Raw genomic sequence first — 17,564 nt, 5'->3', positions numbered from 1 at the left:
ATGCTCAATATCTGGGGCCGCATCAGCTCGATCAACGTCCGCAAGGTGGTGTGGTGCGCGCAGGAGCTCGGGCTCGATTTCCAGCGCACCGAGGCCGGCGGCAAGTTCGGCGTGGTGCAGACGCCCGAATACCTCGCGCTCAATCCGAATGCGATGGTGCCCACCATCGACGACGGCGAAGGCGCCGAGCGCGTGACGCTCTGGGAGTCGAACGTGATCGTGCGCTACCTGTGCGCGAAGCATTCGCACGGCACCTTCTACCCGAGCGAGCTGCCCGCACGCTTCGACGCCGAGCGCTGGATGGACTGGCAGCAGACCACGCTCAACCGCGCGAGCCGCGACGCCTTCATCCAGTGGGTGCGCACGCCGCCTTCGGAGCGCCAGCCGGCATTGATCGAGGCCTCGGTGCGCGAGAGCGAAGCGCTGTTCGCGATGCTCGATGCGCACCTCGCACAGCGCGCCTACATGGGCGGCGACCGCTTCACGATGGCCGACATCCCCATCGGCTGCGAAGCGCACCGCTGGTTCGGGCTGCCCGCCGCCGAATACCACCGGCCCAGTTGGCCGAATGTCGAGCGCTGGTACGCCGATCTCCTCTCCCGCCCGGGCACGCGCGGCGTGCTCGATCAATCCCTCGAATGAATCCGATGAAATCCCGCCCCTTCAAGCAAGTCGACGTCTTCACCGCCACGGCCTACCGCGGCAATCCGCTCGCCGTGGTCATCGACGCGGCGGGTCTGGACGACGCGACGATGCAGCGCTTCGCGCAGTGGACCAACCTGTCCGAGACCACCTTTCTTTTGCCTCCGACCGAACCGACGGCCGACTACCGCGTGCGCATCTTCACGCCCGGCGGCGAGCTGCCCTTTGCAGGCCACCCGACCATCGGCACCTGCCATGCGTGGCTCGAGGCCGGCGGCAAGCCCAAGGTGGCCGGCCGCGTGGTGCAGCAATGCGGCGCGGGCCTCGTGCCGCTGCGCCGCGACGGCGACCGGCTGGCCTTTGCCGCGCCGCCGCTCAAGCGCAGCGCGCCGAGCCCCGCGCTGCTGGCCAAGGTGGCCGGCGCGCTCGGCCTGAAGGCGCAGCAGATCATTGCGGCGCAGGTGCTGGACAACGGCCCGGTCTGGTTCGGCCTGCTGGTCGAGGATGCCGACGCGGTGCTGGCGCTGCAGCCCGACCACCGCATGCTCAAGGAACTGGGCGTGAAGGCCGGCGTGGCGGGCGTGCCCGCGGCGGTCGACATCTCGCCGCTGATCGGCCGCTCGAACCGCGAGGCCCGCGCCTTCGGCAACCGCAAGGCCGCCGAGTACGACGACGGCGCGAGGATCGATCTCGAAGTGCGCGCCTTCGCCGAGCCGATCGGCGTGCAGGAAGACCCGGTCACCGGCAGCCTGAACGCGAGCTTGGCCGAATGGCTGATCGCCGACGGCCACATGCCCGAGCGCTATCTCGCCGCGCAGGGCCAGTGCCTCGGCCGCGCGGGCCGCGTGTACATCGAGCGCGACGCCGAAGGAAAGATCTGGGTCGGCGGCGACGCCGTGACCTGCGTGGACGGCAACGTCACGCTCTGAGAGTCTTTGCCATGCACGCCGAACTCGACCACTTGGTGATCGCCGCCGCTTCGCTGGCCGAGGGTGTGGCGTGGTGCGAAGCAACGCTCGGCGTCACGCCCGGGCCGGGCGGCGCGCATCCGCTGATGGGCACGCACAACCGGCTGCTGAACGTGGCGAGCGATGCGTATCCACGTGTCTATGCGGAAATCATCGCGATCGAGCCCGGCAAGGAACCGTCGCGGCCCGACACGCGCCGCTGGTTCGACCTGGACGATGCGGCGCTGCAGGCGGGTCTGGCGCAGCACGGTCCGCGGCTCATCCACTTCGTGGCGCGCGTGCCCGATGCCGCCACCGCAATCCGCGCGCTGGCCCACGAGGAGCACGCGCACATCGACCGCGGCCAACTGCTCGAAGCCTCGCGCGACACGCCGGCCGGCCGGCTCGAATGGCAGATCACGGTGCGCGACGATGGTCAGCGCCTGTTCTACGGCGCGCTGCCGACGCTGATCCAGTGGGGGCCGGTGCACCCGACCGATGCCATGCCCGCCTCGGGCCTGGCGCTGCGTTCGCTGCATGTCGCGCATCCGCGCGCGCCTGCGCTTGCCGCCGCGCTCTCGGCCATCGGCATGGGCGCCCTGAAGGTGGACGCCGGCCCGCCGAACCTCGTTGCGGTGTTCGACACGCCGCGCGGCCCCGTCACGCTCGAATCCAAAGGACTCTGACCATCATGCTGACCCTGACCGAGATCGCCTGGTTCGCCCTCGCCTCGCTGCTGCTGGCGCTCACGCCGGGCCCGAACATGATCTATTGCGTCTCGCGCACGCTGATCCAGGGCCGCCGCGCGGGAATGATCTCGCTGGGCGGCGTGCTGATGGCCTTCCTGGTGCACCTGTTCGCCGCGGCGCTCGGGCTCACCGCGCTGCTGCTGGCGGTGCCGCTCGCGTTCGATGCGATCCGCATCGCCGGCGCGGCCTACCTGCTGTGGCTCGCGTGGCAAGCGGTGCGGCCCGGCGGCAATGCGCCCTTCGAGGCGCGCGCGCTGCCGGCCGATCCGCCGGGCAAGCTGTTCCGCATGGGCTTTCTCACGAACCTGCTGAACCCGAAGGTGGCGATGTTCTACCTGTCGTTCTTTCCGCAGTTCATCCACCCCGAGCGCGGCTCGGTGCTGCTGCAGAGCATGCAGCTGGGCATGGCGCAGATGGCGACGAGCGCGGCGGTCAACACGGTGATGATCTTCGGCGCCGCGAGCATCACCGCGGTGCTGTCGCAAAGCGCCGGCTGGTTGCGTGCGCAGCGCTACGTGATGGGCAGCGTGCTGGCCGCGCTGGCGGTGCGGGTCGCCCTGACAGAACGCAAATAGACAAGAAAAGGACGCCAGTGAAATTCACCCGCGAAGAGATCGAAGCCGCGCAACGCACCGTGCATGCGGCGATGCCGCCGACCCCGCAATACACCTGGCCGCTGCTGTCGCAGCGCCTGGGCGCAACGCTCTGGGCCAAGCACGAGAACCACACGCCGGTCGGCGCCTTCAAGATCCGCGGCGGCCTGACCTACTTCGAGACCCTCGCGCGCGAACAGCCCGAAGTGCGCCACGTGATCAGCGCGACGCGCGGCAACCACGGCCAGTCGCTCGGCTTCGCGGCGCGGCGGCACGGGCTGGGCGCGACCATCGTGGTGCCGCACGGCAATTCGCAGGAGAAGAACGCCGCGATGCGCGCGCTCGGCGTCACGCTGGTCGAGCATGGCGACGACTTCCAGGCGGCGTCGGAACACGCGGCCCTGCTGGCGGAGCGTGACGCGCTGCACCGGGTGCCGTCGTTCCATCGCGAGCTGGTGCGGGGCGTATCGACCGCGTATGTCGAGTTCTTCAGCGCATTGAAGGACGCACCGCCCGACGTGCTGTTCGTGCCCATCGGCCTGGGCTCCGGCTTTGCCGGCGCGGCCGTGGCGCGCGCGCATTGCGGCGTGGCTACAAAGATCATCGGCGTGGTGTCGGCGCACGCCACGGCGTACCGCGATTCCTTCCGCGCGGGCAAGGCCGTCGAGTCGCCGGTCAGCACGCGACTGGCCGACGGCATGGCCTGCCGCGTGCCGGTGCCCGAATCGGTCGAGGTGATCCTGCGCGAAGCCGACGATGTGATCACCGTCACCGACGACGAGGTGGCCGAGGCGATGCGCATCCTTTTCAGCGACACGCACAACGTGGCCGAAGGCGCCGGGGCCGCCGCATTGGCCGGCGCGCTTCAGCAGCAGGAGCGCTGGCGCGGGAAAACGGTGGGCGTCAGCGTGAGCGGCGGGAATGTCGATTCCGACATGTTCGCCGGGGTGCTCGCGCGCAGCGCTTCTTCCTGAAGACGGATCAGGGAAGCGGCTGGGTGTTGGCCGTGTCCAGCGGCAGGCGCGACACCTCTGCCAGCAGCAGCGCCAGTTGCTGCGCGGCCGCATCGACGACCGCCTGCCCCTTCACCGCCGTCGCCGCGGCCGCGTTGCCGGCCGCGCCCTGCGCGTTGTAGTCCTCCATCGCCCAGCCGAGCTTGGCGCTCTTGCCGTTGCCGAGGATCGCGTAGTCGGCGGCGCGCTGCTCCGAAGTCGATCGGAAATCCTTCGCCTCGTCCATGCGCACAAGTTGCGGGGTCAGCGCCAGCATCATCGAGGTCTCGATCTCGCCCGCGTGCACGCCGAAGCGGTGCTCCCCGGCGCTGAACTGCGCACCCGCGTCGCCCATCGGCAGGTTGAACCAGCTCACGCTGTAGACGATGAGCCCGTGCGCCGCGCGCAGCTCGCGCGCCACGATGTCCATCGCGCCCACATGGCCGCCGTGCGCATTGAAGAGCACCAGCTTCTTCACCCCGGCGCGCGCCACGCCCGCGCCGATGTCGTTCCACATGCGGATCAGGGTCTCGGCCGACAGCGTGAGCGTGCCCGCGAAGCGCGCGTGCTCGGGGCTCAGGCCGATCTGCTGGGTCGGCAGGAACAGCACCGGCAGGTCGGCCGGCAGCAGCGGCAGCGATGCGGCCACGATGCCGTCGGCCAGTACCGTGTCCACGCCCAGCGGCAGGTGCGGCCCGTGCTGCTCGGTGGCGCCCAGCGGCAGCACCGCCACGGTGGCCGCCGCATCGAGCGATGCGAAGTCGCGCGTGGTGAGCTGGGACCAGAAGCGGGGCAAGGGGACCGGTAGTGCGTTCATTCGGGCGATCTTAGGCTGGCGCCTTGCCACGCCCAAGTTGCACCCGCATACAACTTACCCGAAGCCAATGGCCAAACCGAGCTTTAGTTCACATTTCAGCATCTGTGTTGACAATTGTTCACTATTAGCTGACTGCTTCAACTAGAGTCGTTTTTTAAGAACTTTTCCGCCGAGTTTTCAACGGTTTGGAAAGTTTTCCCCTGTGACGGCACAAGAGGTTGCACAGGGGGCGAAGTCACAGGGAGCAGAGTGTCAATCCACCCAAAAGATGGGGACACGGTCACGGCTGGGCGCAAGACAGCGCTCGTCCGTTCGTTGTCGCTATACCTCGCTTGCATCACGCGGGGCCTGCCACCGATGGTCTGCATGCTGGCCCTGGGCGTGTCCCAGGCGCATGCGCAATCCGCCGTCACGAACCCGCCGCCCGCCGCCGAGCGCAGTGCGGTGGCCTACGACCCGCGGCAGCACGACGCATTGATCGCCGAGCGGCGCGCCGGCCGCATCGCGTCCGCACAGGCGCTGCAGCAGTTGAAGGACTGGCTCGCTCTCCCGCAGGGCGCGCTGGACGACGCCGCGCGGCGTCGCCTGGCCTCCGATGCCATCGCCATCGCGGCCGACGACGGCCGGTTCGCCGAAGCCGTGGCGCTGGGCAGGCAGTTCCCGCCCGGCCAGTTGCGTGACTACGCACTGGGTCCGCTGGCCGTTGCGGCACGGCGGACCAGGGACCTCGCATTGCAGGGTGAAACCATCGCCGTCTGGCGCGCAAGGCAACCCGCAGCGCGCGAGCCCCGCATCCATGAGGCCTTCTGGCGCCTGGACAGCGGCGACATCGCCGGCGCAGAGACGCTGTACCGCGAACTCGCGCAACCCATGCCGACCGAATTGGCCGACCGTGTCGCGCTGCTGGAGCTGCGTGGGGCCGTGGCACGGGCGGGCGGCGACACGCTGCAGGCGATGTCCGCCTACTCGGAAGCCAGCACGCTCAGGCCCGAACGGTCCGATCTGCGCCGGGAGACCGACTTCCTGCTGGCCGACAGCGGCGCCGAATCGTCCGCGTTCGAAGACGCCGAAGCGGCCGAGCGCGCGAAGCCGGGCGCCTTTTCGGCCCTCGCGCTGTCCACGCTGCAACAGCGGGCGCTGGGACAGCGGCTGCGCTGGGCCACCAAGGAGCGCGACGAACGGCTGGGCCCCGCGCGCGTGGTCGCCCTGGACCGCGTGCTGGCCGACCAGGAGGTCGCGCTGGGCCGGCTCGATGCGGCGGCCGCTGCCGCCCCGCCCGCCGATGCGCCGGAATGGCACGCGGTGCGCGTTCGCCTCCTGTCGGACCGCCTGCTCGCGCTGGTCGAGCGTGGACGCCCGGCCGACGCCATCGCGCTCTACGGCACGCTGCAGGCCGCCGGCACCGACGTGCCGTCTTACGGCCTTGCAGCCGCCGCTCGCGCCTTCGCGCAGGAGCGCCGCTCGGTCGATGCGGTGCCGCTGTACGAAGCCGCCATCGCCAAGGCCGGCCCCGCGCTGCAGATGCCCGCCGACAGCCATTTCGGGCTGGTCTATGCCTACCAGGACACCGGCCGTTTCGAGGAGGCCGAGGCCCTGCTCAAGCGCATCGAAGACGCCACGCCCGCCTACCTGCGGCTCGCGCCGGAAACCCGGCGGCCCAACAGCCAGTACACCGACGTGAACGGCATGCGCGGCCTGCTGGCGCTCTACGGCGACAAGCCCGCGCTCGCCCAAAAAAGCTTCGCGACGCTGACCGGCGAAGCCCCGCTGAACGCCGGCTACGCCTACGGCGCCGGACTCACCGAACGGTTGCGCGAACACCCCGAGGCTGCCGTCGCGCGCTTCGAGGCGCAGGCCGCCGACGCGCCCTTCGACATCAGCGCGCGCGCCGGCCATGTCGAAGCCCTGCTGGACGCGAGCGAATTCGCCGAAGCGCGCCGGCGCGCCGAATCGCTCGAGGCCGATGCGGGCGACGACGCCGAGGTGCGCAACCTCGCGCGCAAGCGCCGCGCCATCACCGGCCCGCTGCTCGAGGTCGAAGCCGGCGCATCGACCGGCGGCAGCGCCCTCGCGAGCCGCGAATGGCGCGTCGACAGCCGGCTCAGCTCGGGCCTCATCGACGACCAGTGGCGCGTCTTCTACGACCAGTCCCTGGGCCACGGCGACACGTCCATCGGCGACGCGAACCGCGCACGCGCGGGCCTGGGCCTGCGCTGGGAACGCGGCCGCTGGCTCGCCGAAGGCGAGGTGCAGCGCGGCAACGGCGGGCCCTACCGCACCAGCGTCGCCGGCCGTGTGGACTACCGCGCAGGCGACGCCTGGCGCCTCTCGGCCACCTACGACGGCGACAGCAAGGAGCTGCCGTGGAAGGCGAAGGTCACGGGCGTCGGCGCGCGCGAAGCCGGCGCCAGCGTGGGCTACGTGGTGAACGAATCGCGCCGCTTCGACCTCGGGTGGAAGCAGCTGGACTTCAGCGACGGCAACCTGCGAAACGGCGTGGACTTCACCTGGCAGGAGCGCTGGATCAGCACGCCGCGCTTCCAGCTGGAAACGCGCCTGGGCGTCGACGCCAGCCGCAGCCGCGCGCAGGACGTGGCGTACTTCAGCCCGTCCAGCGACGCGACCGCGCAGCTTGCGGTGCGCGCGCAATGGCTCAACTGGAAGAGCGACGAGCGCCAGTTCTTCCAGGCGGTCGAAGTCAGCGGCGGTGGCTACCGGCAGGCGGGCTTCGGCACCGGCCCGCTCTGGAGCGTGCGCTACGAGCACCGCTGGAACCTCGGCCCGCGCATGACGCTGCGCTACGGCGTGAGCATCTCCAGCCATCCCTACGACGGCGTGCGCGAACGACAGCGCGGCGTCTTCCTGAACCTTTCGATGCCCCTGCCGTGAAGCTGCCGATGAACCCTCTCTCCTTCCTGCGCGCGGCCATGCTCTGGCTCCTGGTGGCGCTCGCGCTGCCGGCCCTGGCGCAACCGCTGCCACCCGCCGACACCGACGACGGCGTGAGCTTCCGCGTGCTGTCCTTTCACGACGTGCGCACCAACGTGCGCGCCAGCTTCGAGACCTCGCCCGACGAGACCGCCGTGGACGAACGCTCGCTCGCCGAAGTGTTCGCCTGGCTGCAATACAACGGCTATCACCCGGTCAGCCTGCAGCAGATCGTCGACGCACGCGCGGGCCGCACGCCGCTGCCCGCCAGACCGGTGCTGCTGACCTTCGACGACGGCTACAAGAGCGCCTACACCAAGGTGTTTCCGCTGCTGCAGCGCTACCGGTATCCGGCAGTGCTGGCGCTGGTGACCAGCTGGCTCGAGGTGCCCGCGGGCAGCCTGGTGCACTGGGGCGACAAGCCCGCGCAGCGTGAAGAGTTCCTGCGCTGGAGCGAGGCCGCCGAGATGGCGCGCTCCGGCCTGGTCGAACTCGCGAGCCACAGCGATGCAATGCACACCGGCATCCTGGCCAACCCGCAGGGCAACATGCTGCCCGCCGCGGCCACGCACCGCTACGACGCGACGACCGGCCGCTACGAGGACGACGGTGCCTACGCGCGGCGCGTGGAGGCCGACCTGCGCCGCAGCCGCGAGATCATCGAGGCCCGCACCGGTGCCAAGGTGCGCGCGATGGTGTGGCCCTATGGCGCATACAACGACGCGGCGCTCAAGGCCGCCGAGCGCGCCGGCATGCCCGTGACCTTCACGCTCGACGACGGGCCCAACACCGCGGCCGTGCCCCTCTCGCGCATCCGCCGCGCGCTCGCGGCCTACGACAACGAGGCGCCCGACTACGCGCGCCTTCTGCGCAGCCCCGTGGGCGGCGAGGTGCGCCCGATCAACCGCGTGATGCACGTGGACCTGGACTACGTCTACGACCCCGACCCGGCCCAGCAGGAGCGCAACCTCTCGGCACTGGTGGAGCGCGTGGCCGCGGTGCGCCCGCGCTCGGTGTTCCTGCAGGCCTATGCCGATCCCGACGGCGACGGCGTGGCCGACGCGCTGTACTTTCCCAACCGCCACCTGCCGGTGCGCGCCGACCTGTTCGGCCGCGCGGCCTGGCAACTGCGCAGCCGCGCCGGCGTGAAGGTCTACGCCTGGATGCCGGTGATAGCCTTCCGCCTGCCGGCCTCGAACCCGCTCGCGGCGCACACGGTGCGTACACAGGACGGCAAGGTGCCGCCGGACCGCTACCACCGGCTGTCGCCCTTCGACCCCGCGGTGCGCACGCTGGTCGGCGACCTCTACGAAGACCTGGGCCGCCACGCCTTCTTCGAGGGCCTGCTGTTCCACGACGACGCGATGCTCTCCGACGACGAGGACGCCAGCCCCGCCGCATTGGCCACCTATGCCAGTTGGGGCCTGCCGCCCGACGTGGCCGCCATCCGCGCCGACCCGGCCCTGATGGCGCGCTGGACCACGGCCAAGACGCGCTACCTCACCGGGTTCACGCAGGAACTCGCGGCGCGCATCGGCATGTGGCGACCGGGCCTGGAGACCGCGCGCAACCTCTACGCACGCCCGGTGCTCGACCCCGCGGCGGAGCAGTGGTTCGCGCAGAACTACGAGAACGCGCTCGCCGCCTACGACTACGTGGGCCTGATGGCCATGCCGCGGATGGAACGCGAAGCCAAGAATCGGGCTGAGAGCGATGCATGGCTGGCACGGCTGGCTCGCCGCGCAGCCGAAACGCCGCGCGGCCTCGACGGCACCGTGTTCGAACTGCAGGCGCGCGACTGGCACACCGGCAAGCCGGTGCCCGACGAAGAACTCGCGCGCCAGTGGACGCTGCTTCAGCGCGCCGGCATCCGGCACCTGGGCTACTACCCCGACGACTTCTTGAACAACCAACCCTCGCTGGACGTGGTGCGCCGCGCCATTTCGGTCCGAACCCTGCTGTCGCGCCCCGTGCGCCAGGAAATCCCGTCCCCATCGACGGCAGAAAGAACCGGCTCGCCATGACCACGCTCCAGGCCCTTTCGCAGAACCTGCCGCCGCTGCTGTTCGGCTTCGTCTTCTACTACCCGTTCTTCATGGCCTATGTGTGGATGGCCGGCGGACTCTCGCATGCCTGGGTGTTCGAGCGCGGGAACCATGCGGACCTCGACCCGCTCGAGACGCTCCCCTTCCATCCGCTGGTGACGGTGGTGGTGCCCTGCTTCAACGAGGCGCCGCACCTGCGCGAGGTGATCGAGCAGCTGATGCGCACGCGCTACCCGCACTACGAGGTCATCGCGGTGAACGACGGCAGCACCGACGGCACCGGCGAACTGCTGGATGCGATGACGACGGAATACAGCCGCCTGCGCGTGGTCCACAACGCCAGCAACCAGGGCAAGGCCGTGGGGCTGAACACCGCCTGCCAGCTCGCGCGGGGCGAATACATCCTGGGCATCGACGGCGATGCGCTGGTGGACGCGGACGCCATCGCCTGGATGCTGCAGCCGATGCTCAGCTCCGAGCGCATCGGCGCGGTCACCGGCAACCCGCGCATCCGCACCCGCACCACGCTGCTCGGGCGCATGCAGGTGGGCGAGTTCTCTTCGATCATCGGGCTCATCAAGCGCTCGCAGCAGCTGGTGGGCACGCTGTTCACCGTCTCGGGCGTGCTCGCGATGTTCCGTCGCCGCGCGGTGATCGACGTGGGCTTCTGGAGCCCCGACGTGCTCACCGAGGACATCGACATGAGCTGGAAGCTCCAGCTGGCCGGCTGGAAGCTGCGCTTCGAGCCGCGCGCGCTGTGCTGGATCCTGATGCCCGAGACCTTGCGGGGCCTCTGGAAGCAGCGACTGCGCTGGGCCGTGGGCGGTATCCAGACCATGCTGCGCTACACGCCGCGCATCCTGCGCCCGCGCCACTGGCGCATGTGGCTGGTCTTCGCCGAGTACATGGTCAGCGTCATCTGGGCCTATGCCATGGCGCTGGTGCTGGCGATCGGCCTTGCGCGTCCTTTCCTGCCGGAAGACTCGCCCTGGCATTCGGCACTGTTGCCGCACTGGCAGGGCACGCTGCTGGCCATGACCTGCATCCTGCAGATGCTCGTGAGCCTGTGGATCGACCGCCGCTACGACAAGGACCTGCTGCGCTATTTCGCCGGAACGATCTGGTACCCGATCGCTTTCTGGACCATCACGATGGCGGCCACCGTCGTCGCTTTACCCAAAGCTCTGATACGCCGTCGCGGCAAGCGCGCAGTGTGGACGAGCCCTGACCGAGGAGTCTCCGATGTCCCGTGAATCCAATGCCCATGCGATCGATCTTCAAGCCGACGCCTATGCCGACGCGCCGCCCCCGACGCGCAGCCGGTCGTGGGGTCAGCCGAAGGGCGAAGCGCCCATCATCGACGCCGCGCGCATGCCGCTGCGCGCCTACGGCAACAGCCGCTCGCCGGCACGCACGCTGGCCATGTACCTGTGGCTGCGCGTGCTGCGGCCGGCGCTCACCGTCGCCATCTGGTTCTGCGCCGTCTGGTACGCGTGGCCCTACGTGCTGGGTGCGCGCTCGCAGCCCGAGGTGCTGCACCTGCTGGCCCTGTACGCCGTGGTGATCGGCCTGATCCTGGGCGCGATGCTGATGATGGCGCCGCTGCGCTCGCGCCAGCAGGAACGCGAGGCCTCTCCCGACCAGGAGCAGTCGTCATTGTTCGCGCTGGCTTCCTACATCGAGGTGCCGCCCGCGCGCCTCTCGGCCTGGCAACGCGCGCGACAGTTGCTGGCGCACCACGACCACCACGGCCAGTTGCGCGACGCGGTCGACACCGCGCACGGCGCGCTGGAGCCCGAGGCGCCGCCGCGCCGCGCCAGCGCAGCGCGCTGACCCGGAGGACAGCCACGTCCGTGCAGGGGTTTCGCTGCGGTGCTTCAATCGCCGCCGGCAAGTCGTTTCAACACCACCCCTCCAAGGACTTTCATGGATCTCCAGCTCCAGGACCAGCACGTTCTCATCACCGGCGGCAGCAAGGGCATTGGCTTGGCCTGCGCGCTGGGTTTCTTGCGCGAGGGCGCACGCGTGAGCCTCGTCTCGCGCGACCTGCAGAACCTGGAGCAGGGCCGCAAGACGCTGGTCGAGGCGTTTGTCGAGGCCGAAGGCCGGGTCTCCGTGCATGCCGCCGACCTCAAGGATCCGGCCAGCGCCGTGGCCGCACTCGATGCCGCCGAGAAGGCGTTCGGGCCGGTCGACGTGCTCGTCAACTCGGCCGGCGCCGCGCGCCGCACCCCGCCCGACGACCTGACCCCCACCGCATGGCACGACGCGATGGACGCGAAGTACTTCACCTACATCCACATGATCGACCCGGTGGTCAAGCGCATGGGCCAGCGAGGCCGCGGCGCGATCGTCAACGTGATCGGCCAGGGCGGCAAGGTCGCGAGCCCCGTGCACATGGCCGGCGGCGCGGCCAATGCGGCGCTGATGCTGGTGAGCGCCGGTATGGCGGCCGCCTATGCGGCTAAAGGCGTGCGCGTGAACGCGGTGAACCCCGGCCTCACACTGACCGCGCGGCTGCAGGAAGGCATGAAGGCCGATGCGAAGCTGCAGGGCATCGACACCGACGAGGCTTTGAAGCGCGCCACCGCGCGGCTGCCGCTGGGGCGCATCGCGACACCGGAAGAGATCGCCAACACGGTCGTGTTCCTCGCATCGCCGAGGGCCAGCTACGTGACGGGTGCCACCGTCGCGATGGATGGTGCGGTCACGCCGCTGATCTGAGGAAAGCCCGCGCGCTTTCGACCGCTGCCCCCTCACCCCAACCCTCTCCCCAAGGGGAGAGGGAGCAAATCCCAGGCCGAGCGAAGCAAAGGCCCGAACAAAAAAGAGGCCGAGCGCAGCGATGGCCCGTCGGTCTCCAAAGCCCTTCTGGCTGCGCCGAGGAGCGCAGCGTTTCGCGGATCAGGGCTCGCAGCTGTTTGAGCGAAGCGAGTTCTGCGAGACCCCGCGAAACGCGAGCACCGCAGGTTGCCCGCAGCGAAGCGGAGGGACGCAGACAGCAGGGTCGCCTTTCTTTTGCCTACTTTTCTTTGGCGAAGCAAAGAAAAGTAGGTCGCCCGCCGGGGCGAGACCCGGCCAGCAGCCTCAAAAAATCAAACCCCAACCTTCAGCCCCTCGAACTTCATCGCAAGAAAGTCGACAAACGCCCGCACCCGAGCCGGCACAAACCGCCCGCTAGGCAGCAGCGCATGCAGCGGATAAGGCTCCGTCTGCCAGTCCGTCATGAGATGCACCAGCCGCCCGCTGCGAATGTCATCACGCACATCAAGCGCCGACTTCAGCGTGATGCCATACCCCGCCACAGCCCACTCGCGTGCAAGCGAGGCGTCGTCCACGCTGCGATTGCCATTCACCCGCACTTCCGTCCACTGCCCGTTCTGCGCAAACCGCCAGACCCGATGCCGCCGCCCACCCCGATTGAAGATCAGGCAGTTGTGGTGCACCAGTTCCTGCGGCGTCTTCGGCGCGGAATGGCGGCGCAGGTACTCGGGCGAAGCGGTCAACAGCGGATTCGTCATCGCGAACGGCCGCGCCACCAGCCGCGAATCGGCCAGCGCGCCGTAGCGCAACGCCACGTCGACCTCGTCGCGCATCACGTCCAGCGGCCGGTCGCCCACCGAAAGCGAGAGCTGCACGCCGCTGTTCAGCGCGAGGAATTCGTCGAACCAGGGCAGCAGCGTGCTGCGCGTCAAGTCCGAGGGTGCGGCGACACGCAGCGTGCCGACCAGCTCGCCGCGGTCCGCCGTGACCAGCGACTCGCCTTCGTCGAGCAGCTCGAAGGCCCGCACCGCATAGTCCAGCAGCGTCTGCCCCTGCGGCGTGAGGCGCATCGCGCGCGTGGAGCGCTCGAACAGGCGCGCGCCGAGCTGCGTTTCCAGCCGCTTGAGCGTGGCGCTGGCGGCCGCAGGCGTGATGCCCAGCGCATGGGCGGCCGCCGTGAGCGTGCCGCCGCGCGCCGTGTGCACGAGCACCTGCAGGTCCGATGTATTTTCAATCTTCATTTGAAAGTGTTGCTGTTCACGGCCTACTTATCAAATGGCCGTTGCCATCCTACAGTTCGGACATCGTTTCAGAAAGGTCCCCGTCATGAAAGCCATCGGTTACTACCAGCCCCTCCCCATCGACAACGCCGAATCGCTGCAGGACATCGAACTGCCCGCGCCCGTCGCCGGCACGCGCGACCTGCTGGTGCGCGTGAAGGCGGTGTCGGTCAACCCGGTCGACACCAAGGTCCGCAAGAACGCCGCGCCCGAAGCCGGGCAGGCCAAGGTGCTGGGCTGGGACGCGGTCGGCATCGTCGAAGCCATCGGCAGCGGCGTTGCGAACTTCAAGGTCGGTGACCGCGTGTACTACGCCGGCTCGATCATTCGCCCCGGCGCCAATTCGGAACTGCACACGGTGGACGAACGCATCGCCGCCATCGCGCCCAGGAGCCTGGACGACGCGCAGGCCGCCGCGCTGCCGCTGACCACCATCACCGCGTATGAACTGCTGTTCGACCGCCTGAAGGTGCCCAAGGGCGGCGGCGCGGGCCAGACGCTCTTGATCACCGGCGGCGCCGGCGGCGTGGGCTCGATCCTGATCCAGCTCGCCCGCCAGCTCACGCAACTGCGCGTGATCGCCACCGCCTCGCGCCCCGAAACGCGCGAGTGGTGCCTGGCGCTCGGCGCGCACGCGGTCATCGACCATTCGAAGCCGCTGGCCGCCGAGCTCAAGGCCGCCGGCATCGGCGAGGTCGACATGGTCGCCAGCCTCACGCAGACCGAGCAGCACTACGCGCAGATCATCGAGAGCCTCAAGCCCCAGGGCCAACTCGCGGTGATCGACGACATGAAGGTGCTCGACGCGATGCCGCTGAAGACCAAGTGCATCTCGCTGCACTGGGAAATGATGTTCACGCGCTCGCGCTTCACCACGCCCGACATCGCCGAACAGGGCGCGCTGCTCGCGGAAGTGGCCGCGCTGGTCGATGCGGGCCGCGTGCGCACGACGGCGAATGCGAGCTTCGGCACCATCAACGCCGCGAATTTGAAGAAGGCGCATGCGCTCATCGAGAGCGGCAAGGCGCAAGGCAAGGTGGTGCTCGCGGGGTTCTGAGCACAATCGGTCGCATGACCGACGAAAGCACACCCACCCTCCTCATCGAATTCGACACCCCGCGCCTTCGGCTGCGTCAATGGCGCGAGAGCGATCGTTCGCCATTCGCAGCGATGGCGGCAGACCCGCAGGTGATGGAATTTTTGCTGCCCCTGCCCACGCGCGCCGACAGCGACGCGTCGGTCGAACGTGCCAGGACGCGCATCGCCGAGAACGGCTGGGGCTTCTGGGCCGTCGAGCACAAGGCCACGGGCGAATTCATCGGCTTCACGGGGCTCAACGTGCCACTGGCCACGCTGCCGTTCTCACCCTGCGTGGAGATCGGCTGGCGGTTTGCGCGCCACACATGGGGCCAGGGCTTCGCGACCGAAGCCGCGCGCGGTGCTCTGCAAGTCGGATTCGAGCGACTGGGGTTCGACGAGATCGTGGCCTTCACCGCGGTCGGCAACCTGCGCTCGGCCGCGGTGATGGAACGCCTCGGCATGCACGAGGATGTGGCTGGCGCGTTCGATCACCCGGTGGTGCCCGAAGGCCACACGCTGCGAGCGCATCGCCTCTACCGGCTGGGCCGCGCGGCATGGGCGGCCACGCTCCGCACCTCAGAATGAATGCAGCAGCAGCGCCAGGCCCGAGACGATCGCAAAGACCTGCACGAAGATCCGCAAGACACGTCCGTTGACGTGGCGATGCACCACGCGGCTGAGCACCGCGCCCACCGCCAGCGCGGGCAATAGCAGGGCCGCGGCGCGCAACTGCGAGCCGTCGATGCGGCCGGTCGCCATCAGCGTGGCCAGCGACACCAGTTCACCGACCAGGAAGCACAGCGCGATGGTCGAGCGCATGGTGGGCGCGCGCTCGTGCTGGTAGACCAGCGCCAGCGGCGGCCCGCCGATGCCGGTCGCCGTCTCGGTGATGCCGGTGACCAGACCCGCCGCCACGAAGGCAGAACGCCCCGGCGAGAAGGCCGGCATCGCCAGCGTGACCAGCGCCGCCGCGATGGTCGATGCGCCGACGAACAGCGACAGCTGGCCCGCGCTCAGTGCCGCCAGCACCCACAGGCCGCCGGCGGTGCCCAGCACGCGGCCGCCGGTGATCCAGCCGGCGCCGGTGCGGTCGATCGCGCCGCGCTCGCGCCACATCACATAGAAGTTGAGCGGCAGCATCAGCACCAGCACGCACACCGGCAGCAGGTCGGGGCGAACGATGCCGATCACCGGCGCGGCGATGAGCGCGAAGCCGACACCGGTCGCGCCCTGCACGAAGGCGGCAATCAACACGGCGAGCGAGACGAGGAGAAGGTGCTGCGCGCTCACTGGATGTTCCGTGCGCCGGCGGCGCGGTCCATGGACAGGCGGCGATGCTCAGCCGCCGTGGGATGCAGGCGCACGATGGGCGCGCGCTCGATGGCTGCATGCGCGATGCGCGCGAGCCGGTGCTGCAGCGCCCGCGCGTCCCAGTCGGGCGGCCAGCCCTCCCACAGGCGAAGGCGCCCGTCGACGAACACGGCGGTGATCTGGTCGCGGTTGCCCAGGCGCACCAGGTCCCAGGTGAGGTCGACCGAGGTGCACATCTCGGGCGTGTCGACATCGACGACAAGGAAGTCGGCCGCCTTGCCGACGGCGATTTCGCCGGTCAGGTGTCCGAGGCCGACGGCGCGCGCGCCCTCGTGCGTTGCGTGGTCGAGCCAGGTCCAGCCGCCGCCGCTCGATGCATCGCCGATGGCCATGCCGAAGGCCAGCTTCTGCGCGGCCTCGGCCGCGTCCATCAGGCGGAAGGCGTCGCTGCGCGTGGCGTCGGTGCCGAGCCCGAAGCGGATGCCCAGCGCGGCCATCAGATTCGCGGGCGCCACAGCGTTGCCCTTCCACTGGCTGGCCACGGGGTTGTAGCTCACGGCGGTGTCGGTGTCGCGCAGCAGCATGAGCTCCGAAGGCGTGACGAGCGTGCCGTGCGCGATCAGCACCTGCGGGCCGAGCGCGCCCAGGTGTGCCAGCAGCTCCAGCGGCCGCCTGCCGCGCTGCACCACCGAGCGCTCGACCGACGCGAGGTGCTCGTTCACATGCGTCTGGAACACGGTGCGCGCTTCGGCGCACAGCGCGGACACGCCGGCCAGCATTTCGTCGGAGGCAGCCTCGGGCACCGAGATGGCGAGCGAGGGGTGCACCAGCGGCGCGTTGGACCAATGCTGCAGGAAGTGCACGGCCTGCGTGCGGATGGCCTCGCGCTCGCCGGCGCTGCTGTCGTTGCCGCCGTCGTTGCAGATCAGGCCCAACACGCAGCGCAGCCCGGCCTCCTGCACGGCAGTGGCGACCGCGCCGATGTCGCCCGGCGCGCGCGTGCCCGCGTCGCACACGGTGGTGAAGCCGCCGCGCAGCGACTCGAGTGCCGCGAGCTTGGAGGCCAGGTAGACGAACTCGTCGTCCAGGCTCGATTCGAGCGGCACCCACACGCGCCGGAAGATCTCGGAGGGCTCGCCGTAGGCCAGCGACTTGCCGAAGGACTGCGTGAGGTGGTGGTGCGCATCGATCATTCCCGGCATCAGGAGCTTGCCGGGCAGTGGCACGGGCACAAGGTGCGGATGGCGCGCCGCGAGCACGTCGGCGGGGCCGACGTCGCGAAAGCGCCCGCCGGCCACGTGCACGGCATGGCCGGCGACGGGGCCGTCGCGCAGCATCAGGTGGTCGGGAACGAGCAGCAGCTCGTCGGCCGCGAAGAGCGCGGCATCGAGTTCAGGAGACATGGTGAAGAAAAAGG

Annotated in this window: 16 protein-coding genes; 12 read left to right on the top strand and 4 right to left on the bottom strand. The window is 69.7% G+C overall.

Features of this window, described 5'->3' with window-relative positions; genetic code table 11:
- The 5 genes from GNX71_RS03805 to GNX71_RS03785 are packed head-to-tail and all read left to right on the top strand — an operon-like array spanning position 1 to position 3,905.
- Positions 1-642, top strand: a complete 642-nt coding sequence (locus GNX71_RS03805; RefSeq protein WP_206177090.1) for a glutathione S-transferase — start codon at positions 1-3, stop codon at positions 640-642.
- Between the two features lie 5 nt (positions 643-647).
- Entirely contained in the window at positions 648-1,571 is a 924-nt protein-coding gene (locus GNX71_RS03800) for a PhzF family phenazine biosynthesis protein (RefSeq protein WP_206177089.1), read from the top strand.
- Positions 1,572-1,582: 11 nt separating this feature from the next.
- A complete protein-coding gene (locus GNX71_RS03795) occupies positions 1,583-2,275 on the top strand; it encodes a VOC family protein (RefSeq protein WP_206177088.1) in 693 nt (230 codons plus the stop codon).
- 5 nt (positions 2,276-2,280) lie between these two features.
- Positions 2,281-2,913 carry a LysE family translocator gene (locus tag GNX71_RS03790; RefSeq protein WP_093441843.1) on the top strand — a complete coding sequence of 211 codons (633 nt, stop codon included), beginning with the start codon at positions 2,281-2,283 and terminating at the stop codon, positions 2,911-2,913.
- Positions 2,914-2,930: 17 nt separating this feature from the next.
- Positions 2,931-3,905 carry a threonine dehydratase gene (locus GNX71_RS03785; protein WP_206177087.1) on the top strand — a complete coding sequence of 325 codons (975 nt, stop codon included), beginning with the start codon at positions 2,931-2,933 and terminating at the stop codon, positions 3,903-3,905.
- A 7-nt stretch (positions 3,906-3,912) separates the two neighbouring features.
- Here the strand turns inward: GNX71_RS03785 and GNX71_RS03780 are convergent, their stop codons facing one another.
- Positions 3,913-4,740, bottom strand: coding sequence for a creatininase family protein (locus GNX71_RS03780; RefSeq protein WP_206177086.1), 828 nt, complete (start codon positions 4,738-4,740; stop codon positions 3,913-3,915).
- Between the two features lie 357 nt (positions 4,741-5,097).
- Between GNX71_RS03780 and pgaA the strand changes: the two genes are divergently transcribed.
- From pgaA to GNX71_RS03755, 5 genes are all read left to right on the top strand, one after another.
- Positions 5,098-7,629 (top strand): poly-beta-1,6 N-acetyl-D-glucosamine export porin PgaA, encoded by a 2,532-nt coding sequence (pgaA, locus tag GNX71_RS03775; protein WP_206177085.1) that lies wholly within the window; start codon positions 5,098-5,100, stop codon positions 7,627-7,629.
- Between the two features lie 8 nt (positions 7,630-7,637).
- Positions 7,638-9,692 (top strand): poly-beta-1,6-N-acetyl-D-glucosamine N-deacetylase PgaB, encoded by a 2,055-nt coding sequence (gene pgaB, locus GNX71_RS03770; protein ID WP_206177084.1) that lies wholly within the window; start codon positions 7,638-7,640, stop codon positions 9,690-9,692.
- The gene (pgaC, locus tag GNX71_RS03765) at positions 9,689-10,966 is read left to right on the top strand and encodes a poly-beta-1,6-N-acetyl-D-glucosamine synthase (RefSeq protein ID WP_206177083.1); all 1,278 of its coding nucleotides are present in this window, start codon (positions 9,689-9,691) and stop codon (positions 10,964-10,966) included. The genes pgaB and pgaC overlap by 4 nt, the downstream gene beginning before the upstream one ends.
- Positions 10,956-11,546, top strand: coding sequence for a poly-beta-1,6-N-acetyl-D-glucosamine biosynthesis protein PgaD (pgaD, locus tag GNX71_RS03760; protein WP_206177082.1), 591 nt, complete (start codon positions 10,956-10,958; stop codon positions 11,544-11,546). The genes pgaC and pgaD overlap by 11 nt, the downstream gene beginning before the upstream one ends.
- A 93-nt stretch (positions 11,547-11,639) precedes the next feature.
- Positions 11,640-12,437 carry an SDR family oxidoreductase gene (locus tag GNX71_RS03755; RefSeq protein ID WP_206177081.1) on the top strand — a complete coding sequence of 266 codons (798 nt, stop codon included), beginning with the start codon at positions 11,640-11,642 and terminating at the stop codon, positions 12,435-12,437.
- A 371-nt stretch (positions 12,438-12,808) separates the two neighbouring features.
- On the opposite strand, the gene GNX71_RS03750 is transcribed toward GNX71_RS03755, so the two are convergent.
- The gene (locus GNX71_RS03750) at positions 12,809-13,717 is read right to left on the bottom strand and encodes a LysR family transcriptional regulator (RefSeq protein WP_206177080.1); all 909 of its coding nucleotides are present in this window, start codon (positions 13,715-13,717) and stop codon (positions 12,809-12,811) included.
- Between the two features lie 85 nt (positions 13,718-13,802).
- Here GNX71_RS03750 and GNX71_RS03745 point away from each other — a divergent pair, with 85 nt between their 5' ends.
- Together GNX71_RS03745 and GNX71_RS03740 are read left to right on the top strand one after the other, a co-directional pair.
- A complete protein-coding gene (locus GNX71_RS03745; RefSeq protein WP_206177079.1) occupies positions 13,803-14,813 on the top strand; it encodes a zinc-binding alcohol dehydrogenase family protein in 1,011 nt (336 codons plus the stop codon).
- Between the two features lie 14 nt (positions 14,814-14,827).
- Positions 14,828-15,421, top strand: a complete 594-nt coding sequence (locus GNX71_RS03740; RefSeq protein WP_206177078.1) for a GNAT family N-acetyltransferase — start codon at positions 14,828-14,830, stop codon at positions 15,419-15,421.
- Here GNX71_RS03740 and GNX71_RS03735 read toward each other — a convergent pair.
- Together GNX71_RS03735 and GNX71_RS03730 are read right to left on the bottom strand one after the other, a co-directional pair.
- Complete coding sequence (locus GNX71_RS03735) at positions 15,413-16,126, bottom strand: sulfite exporter TauE/SafE family protein (RefSeq protein WP_206177077.1); 714 nt, start codon at positions 16,124-16,126, stop codon at positions 15,413-15,415. The genes GNX71_RS03740 and GNX71_RS03735 overlap by 9 nt on opposite strands.
- Positions 16,123-17,550 (bottom strand): amidohydrolase family protein, encoded by a 1,428-nt coding sequence (locus tag GNX71_RS03730; RefSeq protein WP_206177076.1) that lies wholly within the window; start codon positions 17,548-17,550, stop codon positions 16,123-16,125. The genes GNX71_RS03735 and GNX71_RS03730 overlap by 4 nt, the downstream gene beginning before the upstream one ends.
- Between the last annotated feature and the right edge of the window lie 14 nt (positions 17,551-17,564).

This window comes from Variovorax sp. RKNM96 (genome assembly GCF_017161115.1).
GTDB lineage: Bacteria > Pseudomonadota > Gammaproteobacteria > Burkholderiales > Burkholderiaceae_C > Variovorax.
The sequence above is the reverse complement of the archived record's forward strand: the minus strand, read 5'-3'. Positions and strand labels throughout refer to the sequence as shown.

Coding starts and splice junctions, on each gene's coding strand:
- GNX71_RS03805 (WP_206177090.1), top strand. CDS start 1: ATGCTCAATATCTGGGGCCGCATCAGCTCGATCAACGTCCGCAAGGTG.
- GNX71_RS03800 (WP_206177089.1), top strand. CDS start 648: ATGAAATCCCGCCCCTTCAAGCAAGTCGACGTCTTCACCGCCACGGCC.
- GNX71_RS03795 (WP_206177088.1), top strand. CDS start 1,583: ATGCACGCCGAACTCGACCACTTGGTGATCGCCGCCGCTTCGCTGGCC.
- GNX71_RS03790 (WP_093441843.1), top strand. CDS start 2,281: ATGCTGACCCTGACCGAGATCGCCTGGTTCGCCCTCGCCTCGCTGCTG.
- GNX71_RS03780 (WP_206177086.1), bottom strand. CDS start 4,740: ATGAACGCACTACCGGTCCCCTTGCCCCGCTTCTGGTCCCAGCTCACC.
- pgaA (WP_206177085.1), top strand. CDS start 5,098: ATGGTCTGCATGCTGGCCCTGGGCGTGTCCCAGGCGCATGCGCAATCC.
- pgaB (WP_206177084.1), top strand. CDS start 7,638: ATGAACCCTCTCTCCTTCCTGCGCGCGGCCATGCTCTGGCTCCTGGTG.
- pgaC (WP_206177083.1), top strand. CDS start 9,689: ATGACCACGCTCCAGGCCCTTTCGCAGAACCTGCCGCCGCTGCTGTTC.
- pgaD (WP_206177082.1), top strand. CDS start 10,956: ATGTCCCGTGAATCCAATGCCCATGCGATCGATCTTCAAGCCGACGCC.
- GNX71_RS03755 (WP_206177081.1), top strand. CDS start 11,640: ATGGATCTCCAGCTCCAGGACCAGCACGTTCTCATCACCGGCGGCAGC.
- GNX71_RS03750 (WP_206177080.1), bottom strand. CDS start 13,717: ATGAAGATTGAAAATACATCGGACCTGCAGGTGCTCGTGCACACGGCG.
- GNX71_RS03745 (WP_206177079.1), top strand. CDS start 13,803: ATGAAAGCCATCGGTTACTACCAGCCCCTCCCCATCGACAACGCCGAA.
- GNX71_RS03740 (WP_206177078.1), top strand. CDS start 14,828: ATGACCGACGAAAGCACACCCACCCTCCTCATCGAATTCGACACCCCG.
- GNX71_RS03730 (WP_206177076.1), bottom strand. CDS start 17,550: ATGTCTCCTGAACTCGATGCCGCGCTCTTCGCGGCCGACGAGCTGCTG.